This is a genomic window from Rhizobium sp. OAE497, from assembly GCF_040546565.1.
Classification (GTDB): Bacteria; Pseudomonadota; Alphaproteobacteria; order Rhizobiales; family Rhizobiaceae; genus Rhizobium.
In genome coordinates this window covers 1070285-1082982 of sequence record NZ_JBEPOA010000002.1, presented here as the reverse complement: position 1 = coordinate 1082982, position 12698 = coordinate 1070285, and the positions used below count along the sequence as shown (strand labels likewise).

The following is a 12698-nucleotide window of genomic DNA, read 5'->3' as shown; positions in this document are numbered from 1 at the left end:
ATGACCGGATTGAAGGGTGCCCTGATCGGCTGCGGCTTTTTCGCAGTCAACCAGATGCATGCATGGCGCGATGTCGAGGGCGCTGCGATCGTGGCGATCTGCGACCGCGATCCGGCCCGGCTGAAGGCGGTCGGCGACCAGTTCGGCATTGAGCGCCGCTATTCCGATGCGGCCGAGCTCTTCGCCGCCGGCGGCTTCGACTTCGTCGATATCGCAACGACCGTTCCGAGCCACCGCCCGCTGGTCGAGATGGCAGCAAGGCACAAAGTACCCGTGATCTGCCAGAAGCCTTTCGCGCTGTCGCTGGCCGATGCCAAGGCGATGGTAGCGGCCTGCCGCGGAGCCGGCATTTCGCTGATGGTGCACGAGAATTTCCGCTGGCAGACGCCGATCCAGGCGGTGCGCCGCCTTCTCGACAGCAAGGCGATCGGCACGCCCTTCTGGGGCCGCTTCTCTTTCCGTTCGGGTTACGACGTCTTCTCCGGCCAGCCCTATCTCGCCGAGGGCGAACGCTTCATCATCGAGGATCTCGGCATCCACACGCTCGATATCGCCCGCTTCATTCTCGGCGATGTCAAGACGCTGACGGCGCGCACCAAGCGGGTCAATCCGAAGATCAAGGGCGAGGACGTGGCGACGATCCTTCTCGATCACGAGAGCGGCGCGACCTCTGTTGTAGACGTCAGCTACGCCACCAAGCTCGGCACCGAGAATTTCCCAGAAACCCTGATCGAGCTCGACGGCACGGATGGGACGATACGGCTTTCGGCGGGTTACCGGCTTGAGGTCTCAAATGCGAGCGGCACCATCGTTTCCGACGCCTCGCCGCAGCTGCTCTCCTGGGCCTCCCGCCCCTGGCACAACATTCAGGAAAGCGTCTATGCCATCCAGGATCATTGGGTCGAGCGGCTGAAGAACGGCGGCGAGCCCGCGACATCGGGCGCCGACAATCTGAAGACCTTCGCGCTTGTCGAGGCGGCCTATGAAAGTGCTGCGACCGGCAAGACCGTCGATGTGGAGGCAATGCTGAAATGACGACCGACGCCTTCGCCCTCTATGGCACGCAGGAGGCCGAAGAGCGTCCCGTCACGCTGACGGCCGGGCGGCTCTCCGCCGACCTGGCAAACGGCAATCTGCGCTCGATCCGCTATGACGGTATCGACGTGCTCCGGGCAATTTCCTATCTCGTGCGTGACCGCGACTGGGGCACCTACAGCCCGCGGATCGAAAATCTCGCGGTCAGGCAGGACCGCGACAGCTTCTCGATCGGCTACACCGCCTATTGCGACGGCCCCGATGCCAGCAGGTTGGCGATTGCCGTGCAGATCGAGGCAAGGGAGAGCGAGCTGACCTTTGCTGCTGAAGCCTTGTCACCAAGCGGCTTTGAAACCAACCGCTGCGGCTTCTGCATCCTGCACCCGATCGTCGGTATCGCGGGCACCCCGGCAAGTGTCGAGCATGTCGACGGCCGTATCGTCGAGACGCGCTTCCCGGATCAGATCGATCCCTGGCAGCCGTTCATGGACATGCGGGCGATCAGCCATAGCGTCATGCCGGGCGTCAGCGCCAAGTGTCTGATGGAAGGCGATACATTCGAGATGGAAGACCAGCGCAACTGGTCCGACGCCTCCTACAAGACCTATGTGCGCCCGCTCGCCCTGCCCTGGCCCTACCAGATCCCGGCAAACGAGCGGCAGACCCAGCGGATTGTCCTTTCCATTGCCGACAGCAGGCCGCGTGCCGCATCACCGGCGACCGAAGCGAAGCCGGTGACCATTGCCAAGGGCGAAAAGACCGGCGTGATGCCCTCGATCGGCCTGATCGTGACACCCGAAGAAGCCAAGGCCACACTCGCGACTGCCGCGCACCTCGCCGAAATCGGCCCGCAGGAACTGCTATTTCATTTCGATCCGCTCGCGGGCCATGGCCCCGCAGCCTTCGCCGATTTCGCGGCGCTGACAAGGATCCATCGCGGCAGCACGACGCTGGAAATCGCCCTGCCCTGCAAGGCGTCACCGGCAGAGGAAGCCGCCGCGATCGCGGCTGAGATGGCGGCGGCCGGTTTCTCCCCCGATGCCGTCGTCGTCTCGCCCGCCGTCGATCGACAGTCGACGCCGCCCGGCAGCAAGTGGCCCGAATGCCCGCCGCTGGAAGAGGTCTATGCCGCAGCACTCGCCGCCTTCCCGAATGCCCGCCTCGGCGGCGGCATGCTCAGCTATTTCACCGAGCTGAACCGCAAGCGCGTCCCGCCCGAAAATCTCGATTTCGTCACCCACTGCACCAACCCGATCGTCCATGCCGCCGATGATCTCAGCGTCATGCAGACGCTGGAGGCCCTGCCCTTCATCACCCGCTCGGTGCGTGCGATCTATGGCAAGAAGCCCTATCGCGTCGGCCCTTCGACCATCCCGATGCGCCAGAACCCCTATGGCAGCCGGACGATGGACAATCCCGGCGGTAAGCGCATCCCGATGGCCAATACCGATCCGCGCCACAACGGCCGCTTCGCCGAAGCCTTTGCGCTCGCCTATGCGGCGCAGGTGATTGATGCGGATCTCGAATGCCTGACGCTTTCGGCGCTAACAGGACCATTCGGCCTGATCGCCGGCGAGAACGAGCCTTCGGAACCGGGCGCCGTTCGTCCGCTGTTTCACACGGTCAAGGCGCTTGCCGGCATGGCCGGGCTTCGCTGGCATGAATGCCGGTCATCAGCACCGTCGCAGGTTCTCGGCTTCATTGCCGAGAAGGCCGCGGGCAATGCCCTTTGCCTCGCCAACATCACGGCTCAGGAATTGAGCGTCGATATCTCTGCGACCGTTGCCGAAGGCGTCGCTGTTGTGCTCGCGCCTTATGGCACCGCGATCGTGGAATTTCCGGCGAACGGCTGAGCCATCCGCCGGCTTCAAGCTTAGCCGAGAACGATCTGCAGCTTCACATCGTCAGGGCGCGCCTCGACGGCACGATCGAAGGCCTTGATGGAATCTTCGAACGTGAAAGTCTCCGAGATCAGCGGCTTCAGGTCGACGCGGCCGGAGCCGAGCAGTGCGATCGAACGCTCGTATTGATGCGCGTAGCGGAAGACCGTCTCGATGCGGATTTCCTTGGTCGAAGCGGTCGAGACATCGAAACCGACAGGATTGACCGGCAGGCCGACGGCGACGATGACGCCGCCCGGGCGTGGCAGGTCCATGATCGTTTCCCAGGCCTTCGGCGAGCCGGAGCATTCAAAGATCACATCGGCACCCCAGCCATCGGTCAGCCGGGCTACTTCCTGTGCGAGGTTCTTCTCGCGGATATTGACCGGGATGACGCCCTGATACTGCGCGGCGATATCGAGCTTCGGCTGCGCCAGATCGGCGACGATGGCGCGCGAGCAACCGCCAGCAAGTGCCGCAATCGCCACCATCGTGCCGATCGGACCGGCACCGAGGACGACGGCCGTGTCGCCCGGCGCAATCTTCGCCTTCGAGGCCGCCTGCATGCCGACGGCGAAAGGCTCGACCATTGCGCCTTCGGCGAAGCTGACATTGTCAGGCAGCTTGAACGTATAGTTCGCGGGGTGGACGACTTCGGGCGTCAGCACGCCATGAACCGGCGGCGTCGCCCAGAAGGTCACGGCCGGATCGACATTATACATCCCGAGACGGCTCGCCTTGGAGTTCGGATCGGGAATGCCAGGCTCCATGCAGACGCGGTCGCCGACCTTCAGATGCGTGACGCCTTCGCCGACCTCGATGACAGTCCCCGCCGCCTCATGGCCAAGCACCATCGGCTCGTTGACGACAAAGGGGCCGATCTTGCCATGCGTATAATAGTGAACGTCGGAACCGCAGACGCCGACCGTATGGATCTTGATCTTCACCTGACCCGGGCCTGTTTCCATCGGCAGATCGATATCGCGAAGCGCAAGCTCATGCTGGCGCTCCAGAACGAGAGCAGGGACTTTGGTCATGGCAGTTTCCTTCCCTGTGGCGCTTACGATTCAGCCGCGCCGTTGGTGCAGACTATAAGACTGCGGCCGTGCGGATTTCAATCGCCGCAATTCAGCTTTTGCTCATCAATCGATGAAATGCTCACGTCTCACCGTATAAAGGCATTTATAAGATTTTTATATCGGCGCCTTCTCGCGCGTCTCGAACCTTTATGCGCGTCGGCAGATATTCAGGCTCGAGAGATCGCAAGATCCTCTCCATGCCAGAAAGTCTAAAGGTGCCGATCCGCCGGATTGGCGCCCTTGTCTTGTCTGACTCCAACCAGAACATCAGGAGTCAACATCGATGATGGATCTCATTTTGCTCGGCACTGCGATCGTCTTTTTCGGACTGTGCTTTGCCTATACGCGCGCCTGCGACCGGCTGTGACAGGAGAGATGGCTATGACCCTCGACTATATCCTGAGCGGCGCCGTGACCGTGTTTCTCACCGTCTATCTCACCTACGCCCTTATCCGACCCGAGCGCTTCTGATCAGCTGCCGGGTACTCGAAAGTTCCTCCCATGACACTCAACGGATGGCTACAGATCCTCGTCTTCTGCGGGATCCTCATTGCGCTCGTCAAACCGCTCGGCGGCTACATGACGCGCGTCTTCTCGGGCGAGCGCACGCTTCTCTCGCCGGTCCTCGTTCCGGTGGAACGGGGACTTTACGCGCTTGCCGGCACCAGCGAACGCGAGGAGCAGCATTGGACCTCCTATGCATTCGCGATGCTGCTCTTCAATCTCTTCGGCGTTCTCGTCCTTTATGCACTGATGCGGCTGCAGGCGGTCCTGCCTTATAATCCCGCGGGCATGGCGGCCGTCGGGCCGGAGCTGTCCTTCAACAGCGCCGTCAGCTTCGTCACCAACACCAACTGGCAGAACTACGGCGGCGAAAGCACCATGTCGTATCTGACACAGATGATGGGCTTCACGGTGCAGAACTTTGTTTCTGCCGCAACCGGCATGGCCATTGCCATGGGTCTGATCCGCGCGTTCTCGCGCGCTTCGGGCAAGGCGATCGGCAATTTCTGGGTCGATATGATCCGCGCAACGCTCTACGTCCTGCTGCCCTTCTGCATCGTGCTGACGCTCATCTATGTCTGGCTCGGCGTTCCGCAGACGCTCGGCCCCTATGTCGATGCGGCGACGCTCGAAGGCGCCAAACAGACGATCGCGCTCGGCCCGGTCGCCTCGCAGCTTGCCATCAAGATGCTCGGCACCAATGGCGGCGGCTTCTTCAATGCCAACTCGGCCCATCCCTTCGAGAACCCCGACAACATCTCGAACATGATCCAGATGCTGTCGATCTTCGCGATCGGCGCGGCCTTCACCAACGTCTTCGGCCGCATGGTCGGCAACCAGCGCCAGGGCTGGGCGGTCCTTGCCTCGATGGGCCTGCTGTTCATCGTCGGCGTTGCCATCACCTATTGGGCGGAAGCTGCGGGTAACCCGCTGATGCATGCCTTCGGTCTCGGCGGCGGCAACATGGAAGGCAAGGAAGTCCGCTTCGGCATCGCCATGTCCTCGCTCTTCGCGGTCATCACCACGGCGGCCTCCTGCGGCGCGGTCAATGCCATGCATGGCTCCTTCACGGCGCTCGGCGGCCTTATCCCGCTCATCAACATGCAGCTCGGCGAAGTCATCGTCGGCGGTGTCGGTGCGGGCTTCTACGGCATCATTCTCTTCATTATCATCGCCATCTTCGTTGCGGGCCTGATGGTTGGCCGTACGCCTGAATATCTCGGCAAGAAGATCGAGGCGAAGGAGATGAAGATGGCCGTGCTCGCCATTCTCTGCCTGCCGCTCGCCATGCTGGTCTTCGTCGCCATCGCCAGCGTGCTGCCCTCGGCGGTCGCTTCCGTCGGCACCGCAGGTCCGCATGGCTTCTCGGAGATCCTCTACGCCTATACCTCGGCTGCGGCCAACAACGGCTCCGCCTTCGGCGGCCTGACCGGCAATACGCCTTGGTACAACGTGACACTCGGCATCGGCATGCTGATGGGCCGCTTCCTGGTCATCATCCCTGCCCTTGCGATCGCAGGCTCGCTGGTCGCCAAGAAGACCGTTCCGGCCTCTGCCGGCACCTTCCCGACCGACGGTCCTCTGTTCGTCGGCCTGCTCGTCGGCACGATCCTGATCGTCGGCGGCCTCACCTTCATGCCGGCACTGGCACTCGGTCCTGTCGTCGAGCATCTGGTGATGACCGCGGGCCAGACCTTCTGAGGCGCGCCGATGATCATCCGTCACGCCTTCCGCAAGTCGATCCACCCACGCTTCGGTCAGCCGGAGCGTGGGGCACGCAAGACCCTGCGCGCGACCGACGCGATCCTTGTGTTGCTCGCGGCCGTCCTCGTCGTGGCCGCCGTTCTCAGACTGTTTCATGGCTGACCGGACAGACCGGTTCCGCCTTACTCTTTCAAGCTGGAGTCTCTTATGAGCCAGGCAAAATCCGCGAGTATCCTCGATAGTCGCATTCTCATCCCGGCGATCGGCGCCGCCTTTACCAAGCTCAACCCGCGCACCCTGGCCAAGAACCCGGTGATGTTCGTGGTGGCGACGGTCTCAGCGCTGACCACCGTCCTCTTTCTCCGCGACGTCGCGACCGGCGGCGGCAATCTCGGCTTCTCGTTCCAGATCAATCTCTGGCTCTGGTTCACCGTGCTTTTCGCCAATTTCGCCGAAGCCGTCGCCGAAGGCCGCGGCAAGGCGCAGGCGGATTCTCTGCGCAAGGCCCGCACCGAAACCCAGGCCAAGCTTCTGACCGCCAATAACGGCTCCGGCTACCGCATGGTGCCGGGCACCAGCCTGAAGGTCGGAGATCTCGTCCTCGTCGAAGCCGGCGACATCATCCCGTCGGACGGCGAAGTTGTCGAAGGTGTGGCCTCGGTCAACGAAGCCGCGATCACCGGCGAGTCCGCCCCCGTCATCCGCGAATCCGGCGGCGACCGCTCGGCCGTCACCGGCGGCACGCAGGTTCTGTCGGATGTGATCCGCGTCCGCATCACCGCGGCTGCCGGCTCCACCTTCATCGACCGGATGATCGCGCTGGTCGAAGGTGCCGAGCGCCAGAAGACCCCGAACGAAATCGCCCTCAACATCCTGCTCGCAGGCATGACGCTGATCTTCGTTCTCGCCACCGCGACGATCCCGAGCTTTGCCGCCTATGCCGGTGGCTCGATCCCGATCATCGTTCTGGTCGCGCTCTTCGTGACACTCATCCCGACCACGATCGGCGCGCTTCTTTCGGCGATCGGCATTGCCGGTATGGACCGCCTCGTCCGCTTCAACGTGCTCGCCATGTCCGGCCGCGCTGTCGAGGCTGCCGGTGACGTCGATACGCTGCTGCTCGACAAGACGGGCACGATCACCCTCGGCAACCGTCAGGCCACCAGCTTCCGCCCGGTCCGCGGCATCACCGAGCAGGAACTGGCCGATGCGGCCCAGCTCGCTTCGCTTGCCGACGAGACGCCGGAAGGCCGCTCCATCGTCGTGCTCGCCAAGGAGAAATATGCGATCCGCGGCCGCGACATGGGCAGCCTGCAGGCGACCTTCGTGCCCTTCACCGCGCAGACCCGGATGAGCGGCGTCGATGTCGGCGGCTCCTCGATCCGCAAGGGCGCCGTTGACGCCGTGCTTGCCTATGTCGGTGCCAACAATGCGCCGTCGAACGGCAATGCCGCGATCGCGCTGCGTCCTGAGACCGATGTGATCCGTGAGCTGCAGGCGATCGCCGACGAGATCGCCAAGGCCGGTGGCACGCCGCTCGCAGTTGCCCGTGACGGCAAGCTGCTCGGCGTCATCCAGCTGAAGGATATCGTCAAGGGCGGCATCCGCGAGCGCTTTGCGGAGCTCCGCCGCATGGGCATCCGCACTGTCATGATCACCGGCGACAACCCGATGACCGCGGCCGCCATCGCCGCCGAAGCCGGTGTCGACGACTTCCTGGCCCAGGCAACGCCGGAGAACAAGCTGTCGCTGATCCGCGAGGAACAGGCCAAGGGCAAGCTTGTCGCCATGTGCGGCGACGGCACCAACGACGCCCCGGCGCTCGCCCAGGCGGATGTCGGCGTCGCCATGAACACCGGCACGGTCGCAGCCCGCGAGGCCGGCAACATGGTCGACCTCGACTCGGACCCGACGAAGCTCATCGAGATCGTCGAGATCGGCAAGCAGCTGCTGATGACCCGCGGGGCGCTGACGACCTTCTCGATCGCCAACGACATCGCCAAGTATTTCGCCATCATCCCGGCGATGTTCCTGACCTTCTACCCGCAGCTCGGCGTCCTGAACATCATGGGCCTCGCAACCCCGCAGAGCGCCATCCTCTCGGCGATCATCTTCAACGCGCTGATCATCGTCGCGCTGATCCCGCTGTCGCTGAAGGGCGTCAAATACCGGGCGATCGGCGCAGGCGCGCTGCTCTCCCGCAATCTCCTAATCTACGGCCTCGGCGGCATCGTCGTCCCGTTCATCGGCATCAAGGCGATCGACATGGTCATCACGGCCATCGGTCTCGCTTAAGGAGTACAATCCATGTTGAAAGAACTTCGTCCCGCAATCGTCATGATCGTCGCCACCACGGCGATCACCGGTCTCCTCTACCCGATCGCCATGACGGGTGCGGCCCAGGCGCTCTTCCCGAAACAGGCGAATGGCAGCCTGATCGAGAAGGACGGCACCGTCATCGGCTCCTCGCTGATCGGCCAGGCCTTCACCAGCGACAAATATTTCCACGGCCGCCCCTCGGCCGCCGGCGACGGCTACAACGCCGCCGCCTCCTCCGGCTCCAACCTCGGCCCGACCAGCCAGAAGCTGATCGACCGCGTCAAGACCGATTACGAAGCCGCCAAGGCCAGCAATCCCAATGCCGACGTTCCGATCGACCTTGTGACGGCTTCGGGCAGCGGTCTCGATCCGCATATCTCGCCGGAGGCCGCCTATTTCCAGGTGGCGCGCGTTGCCAAGGCGCGGGGGATGGATGAGGTCAAGGTCAAGGCACTGGTGGATGCCAGTGTCGAGGCGCGAGAGCTTGGGTTCCTGGGTGAGCCAGTCGTCAATGTGCTTGCGTTGAATATGGCGCTTGATGCACCTATGAATCAGTGAGTTGACGGGTTTGGCACTCCCTTTCCTCCCTCATCCCTGTGCTTGTCACAGGGATCCAGCAGCGCCGCGTCTGCGGCGCGGGAGACTCCTTTCACGCGAAAGACTTCGCGTGGCTGGATTCCTGTGACAAGCACAGGAATGAGGGAAGGCAGGTTTGCGCAACCCCGAATGATGCCTTTTTAGAAAGACAAAGCCGAATGCCAGACGACAACCGCGACCAGGCCGGCAGGCCGTCGCCCGATGCGCTTCTTGAGAAGGCACGGGCGGAAACGCGCGGCCGTCTGAAAATCTTCCTCGGCGCCGCCCCCGGCGTCGGCAAGACCTACGAGATGCTGATCTCCGGCCGCGCCAAGATCGCTGACGGCATGGATGTGGTGATCGGTGTCGTCGAGACGCATGGGCGCAAGGAAACCCAGGCGCTGCTGGCCGGTTTCGAGATCGTCCCCCGCGTCAAGGTCGCCTATCGCGGCCAGGAACTGGAGGAGATGGATCTCGACGGCATCCTGGCGCGGAAACCCGATCTCGTTCTCGTCGACGAACTGGCGCATACCAATGCCCAGGGCAGCCGCCATCCGAAGCGTTACCTCGACGTCAAGGAGCTGCTCGACCGCGGCGTCGATGTCTACACGACGCTCAATATCCAGCATGTCGAGAGCCTGAACGACGTCGTCTCGCAGATCACCCGCATCCGGGTGCGCGAGACGGTGCCGGACTCGGTGATCGACATGGCCGACGACATCGAGATCATCGACCTGACCCCTGATGACCTGATCAAGCGGCTCCATGACGGCAAGGTTTATGTGGCGCGCACCGCCGAGCGGGCGCTCACCAACTATTTCACGCCGGGCAACCTCACGGCGCTGCGCGAACTCGCCTTGCGCAAGACGGCGCAACGCGTCGATGACCAGTTGCTGACCCATATGCAGGCGCATGCGATCCCCGGCCCCTGGGCCGCCGGCGAGCGCGTGCTTGTCTCGATCGACCATCATCCGCGGTCCGCCTCGCTGGTGCGCTATGCCGCCCGCATGGCCTCGCGGCTGCGCGCGCCCTGGTCGGCCGTCTATATCGAGACGAACCGCTCGATCAGCCTTTCGGAAGAGCAGCGCGACACGATCGCCGCGACGCTCCGGCTTGCCGGCCAGCTCGGCGGCGAGGCGCTGACGCTGCCCGGACGCGAAGTCACCGAAGAGCTGCTGCGTCATGCCAGCGCCAACAATGTCACCCACATCGTCATCGGCTCGCCGAAGAAGCCGACATGGCGCGAATGGCTGCAGCCCTCGGCGACCGACCAGTTGATCCGCCAGGCCGGCGATATCAGCGTCCATGTCATATCGGGCAACGAGAAGGACCAGACCGCGCAGCGCGGCGTCAAGGCCGCCGTGACGGCGCCGCTGTTCGACCTGCGGGCCTATGTGCTGGCGACCGCCTATGTGGCGATCGCGCTTGGCGTCGGCGTCGTGCTCGATCAGGTGCTCGATGTCCGCAACCTCGCCCTCGTCTTCCTGATGGCGGTGCTCACTTCGGCGGTTCTCCATGGGCTGCGCCCGGCCCTCTATACCTGCATCATCAGCGCCCTCGCCTTCAATTTCTTCTTCCTGCCGCCGCGCTACACGCTGACGATCAGCGACCCTGAAAGCGTGCTGGCGCTATTCTTCTTCCTCGGCGTCGCCATCATCGCCTCGAACCTCACCGCAACAGTGCAGCGGCAGGCCGCCGCCGCGCGGCAGAGGGCGCGCACCACCGAAGATCTCTATCTCTTTTCCAAGAAGCTCGCTGGAACCGGCACGCTCGACGACGTGCTCTGGGCGACCGCCTTCCAGATCGCCTCGATGCTGAAGGTCCGCGTCGTGCTGCTGTTGCCCGAAGACGGCGGCATTGCCGTCAAGGCCGGCTATCCGCCAGACGATACGCTCGATGACGCCGATATCGCCGCCGCGCGCTGGGCCTGGGAGCACAATCATGCGGCCGGGCGCGGCGCCGATACCCTGCCCGGCGCTAAGCGTCTCTACGTGCCGCTGCGGACCGGCCGCACCGCCGTCGGCGTGATCGGCCTCGACAGCGACCGGCGCGACGGCCCGCTGCTGACGCCGGAGCAGCAGCGGCTGCTCGATGCGCTCGCCGATCAGGCAGCACTCGCCATCGAGCGCGTCCAGCTCGTCGCCGATGTCGATCGCGCCAAGCTGGCGGCCGAAGCCGACCGGCTGCGCTCGGCGCTGCTGACCTCGATCTCGCACGACCTGAAGACGCCATTGGCCGCCATTCTCGGCGCGGCGGGGACGCTGCGCGACTATCTGAGCTCGATGCCGGAGGAAGACCGCAACGATCTCCTCTCGACCGTGGTCGACGAATCCGAGCGGCTCAACCGTTTCATTGCCAATCTGCTCGACATGACCAAGATCGAATCCGGCGCCATGGAGCCGAATTATGCATTGCACTATGCCGGCGATATCGCGGGAAGCGCGCTGCGCCGTGCCGCCAAGATCCTCGAACGCCACCGGACGGAGATGAACATCCCCGGTGATCTTCCGATGGTGAAGGTCGATCCGGTGCTTTTCGAGCAGGTGCTCTTCAATCTGCTCGACAACGCCGCCAAATATGCACCCGAAGGCTCGACGATCCGCATCCGCGGCTCTGCCGATGCCTTCAGTGTTGCGCTCGAAATCTCCGACGAAGGCCCCGGCATTCCAGAAGGCGATCTCGACCGCATCTTCGATACGTTCTACCGTGTCCGCAAAGGCGACCAGGTGCGCGCCGGAACCGGGCTCGGGCTTTCCATCTGCCGCGGCTTCATCGAGGCGATGGGCGGCACAATCACCGCCGGAAACAGGACGGACCGCTCTGGCGCCGTCTTCACCATCCGGCTTCCGGGAACCAACGACATTCCGAAACTGGATGAACTCAAATGAGCGGTTCGCCCATCAAGATCCTCGTCGTCGACGACGAGCCCCCCATCCGCAAGCTGCTGCGCGTCGGTCTGACGGCGCAGGGATATGAAGTGCACGAGGCAGCCAATGCGCTGGCCGCGCGCGAATCCGTGGTCGACGACCTGCCGGATCTCGTCGTGCTCGATCTCGGCCTGCCGGATACGCCGGGTCACGACCTGCTGCAGGAATGGCGCGACGACGGGCTGACCATGCCCGTCGTCATCCTCTCCAGCCGCACCGATGAAGCCGGCATCGTCAAGGCGCTGGAAACCGGCGCCGACGACTATGTCACGAAGCCCTTCGGCATTGCCGAACTCGGCGCCCGCATTCGCGTGGCCCTCCGCCACCGGCTGCAGCAGCAGGGTGAGAAGGCGATCTTCCAGACCGGCGGGCTGTCGATCGATATCGTCAAGCGCATCGTCAAGGTCGACGGCAAGGAGATCAAGCTGTCGCCGAAGGAATACGATATCCTGCGCGTGCTCGCCCAGCATGCCGGCAAGGTGCTGACCCACCAGTTCCTGCTGAAGCAGGTCTGGGGACCGGCAGCCGATGTGCAGTATCTGCGCGTCTATGTCCGGCAGCTGCGGCAAAAGGTCGAGCAGGTTCCGGACCAGCCGCACTATATTACGACAGAGACCGGGGTCGGCTACCGGCTTCGGGAACCGGACTGAGTGGTCCCGCCGCTTCTGCGAACA

10 protein-coding genes are annotated in these 12698 nt (G+C 63.7%); 9 read left to right on the top strand and 1 reads right to left on the bottom strand.

Features of this window, described 5'->3' with window-relative positions; translation table 11 throughout:
- Together ABIE40_RS24650 and apnL are read left to right on the top strand one after the other, a co-directional pair.
- Positions 1–1035 (top strand): Gfo/Idh/MocA family protein, encoded by a 1035-nt coding sequence (locus ABIE40_RS24650; RefSeq protein WP_199628117.1) that lies wholly within the window; start codon positions 1–3, stop codon positions 1033–1035.
- Positions 1032–2888, top strand: a complete 1857-nt coding sequence (gene apnL, locus ABIE40_RS24645; protein WP_199628118.1) for a D-apionate lactonase — start codon at positions 1032–1034, stop codon at positions 2886–2888. The genes ABIE40_RS24650 and apnL overlap by 4 nt, the downstream gene beginning before the upstream one ends.
- Positions 2889–2908: 20 nt before the next feature.
- On the opposite strand, the gene ABIE40_RS24640 is transcribed toward apnL, so the two are convergent.
- Positions 2909–3952 carry an NAD(P)-dependent alcohol dehydrogenase gene (locus tag ABIE40_RS24640; protein WP_199628119.1) on the bottom strand — a complete coding sequence of 348 codons (1044 nt, stop codon included), beginning with the start codon at positions 3950–3952 and terminating at the stop codon, positions 2909–2911.
- A gap of 423 nt (positions 3953–4375) precedes the next feature.
- On the opposite strand from ABIE40_RS24640, the gene ABIE40_RS24635 reads away from it, so the two are divergent.
- From ABIE40_RS24635 to ABIE40_RS24605, 7 genes are all read left to right on the top strand, one after another.
- The gene (locus ABIE40_RS24635; protein WP_016556800.1) at positions 4376–4465 is read left to right on the top strand and encodes a K(+)-transporting ATPase subunit F; all 90 of its coding nucleotides are present in this window, start codon (positions 4376–4378) and stop codon (positions 4463–4465) included.
- A 30-nt stretch (positions 4466–4495) separates the two neighbouring features.
- Positions 4496–6199: a potassium-transporting ATPase subunit KdpA gene (gene kdpA, locus ABIE40_RS24630; protein ID WP_199628120.1), complete on the top strand. Its 1704-nt coding sequence runs from the start codon at positions 4496–4498 to the stop codon at positions 6197–6199.
- A 9-nt stretch (positions 6200–6208) separates the two neighbouring features.
- The gene (locus ABIE40_RS24625) at positions 6209–6364 is read left to right on the top strand and encodes a hypothetical protein (RefSeq protein WP_199628121.1); all 156 of its coding nucleotides are present in this window, start codon (positions 6209–6211) and stop codon (positions 6362–6364) included.
- Positions 6365–6409: 45 nt separating this feature from the next.
- Positions 6410–8497, top strand: coding sequence for a potassium-transporting ATPase subunit KdpB (kdpB, locus tag ABIE40_RS24620; protein ID WP_199628122.1), 2088 nt, complete (start codon positions 6410–6412; stop codon positions 8495–8497).
- A gap of 12 nt (positions 8498–8509) precedes the next feature.
- On the top strand, positions 8510–9079 hold the full coding sequence (gene kdpC, locus ABIE40_RS24615; RefSeq protein WP_199628123.1) for a potassium-transporting ATPase subunit KdpC: 570 nt from the start codon (positions 8510–8512) through the stop codon (positions 9077–9079).
- Between the two features lie 197 nt (positions 9080–9276).
- Positions 9277–11985: a DUF4118 domain-containing protein gene (locus ABIE40_RS24610; protein WP_199628124.1), complete on the top strand. Its 2709-nt coding sequence runs from the start codon at positions 9277–9279 to the stop codon at positions 11983–11985.
- Positions 11982–12674 (top strand): response regulator transcription factor, encoded by a 693-nt coding sequence (locus ABIE40_RS24605; RefSeq protein ID WP_112711018.1) that lies wholly within the window; start codon positions 11982–11984, stop codon positions 12672–12674. Before ABIE40_RS24610 ends, ABIE40_RS24605 begins: the two co-directional genes overlap by 4 nt.
- The last annotated feature ends 24 nt before the right edge of the window (positions 12675–12698 follow it).

Bases quoted from the DNA above. Each gene is read 5' to 3' on its own strand.
- kdpC (WP_199628123.1), top strand. From the start codon at position 8,510: ATGTTGAAAGAACTTCGTCCCGCAATCGTCATGATCGTCGCCACCACG.
- ABIE40_RS24635 (WP_016556800.1), top strand. From the start codon at position 4,376: ATGACCCTCGACTATATCCTGAGCGGCGCCGTGACCGTGTTTCTCACC.
- ABIE40_RS24605 (WP_112711018.1), top strand. From the start codon at position 11,982: ATGAGCGGTTCGCCCATCAAGATCCTCGTCGTCGACGACGAGCCCCCC.
- kdpA (WP_199628120.1), top strand. From the start codon at position 4,496: ATGACACTCAACGGATGGCTACAGATCCTCGTCTTCTGCGGGATCCTC.
- ABIE40_RS24610 (WP_199628124.1), top strand. From the start codon at position 9,277: ATGCCAGACGACAACCGCGACCAGGCCGGCAGGCCGTCGCCCGATGCG.
- ABIE40_RS24625 (WP_199628121.1), top strand. From the start codon at position 6,209: ATGATCATCCGTCACGCCTTCCGCAAGTCGATCCACCCACGCTTCGGT.
- kdpB (WP_199628122.1), top strand. From the start codon at position 6,410: ATGAGCCAGGCAAAATCCGCGAGTATCCTCGATAGTCGCATTCTCATC.
- apnL (WP_199628118.1), top strand. From the start codon at position 1,032: ATGACGACCGACGCCTTCGCCCTCTATGGCACGCAGGAGGCCGAAGAG.
- ABIE40_RS24650 (WP_199628117.1), top strand. From the start codon at position 1: ATGACCGGATTGAAGGGTGCCCTGATCGGCTGCGGCTTTTTCGCAGTC.
- ABIE40_RS24640 (WP_199628119.1), bottom strand. From the start codon at position 3,952: ATGACCAAAGTCCCTGCTCTCGTTCTGGAGCGCCAGCATGAGCTTGCG.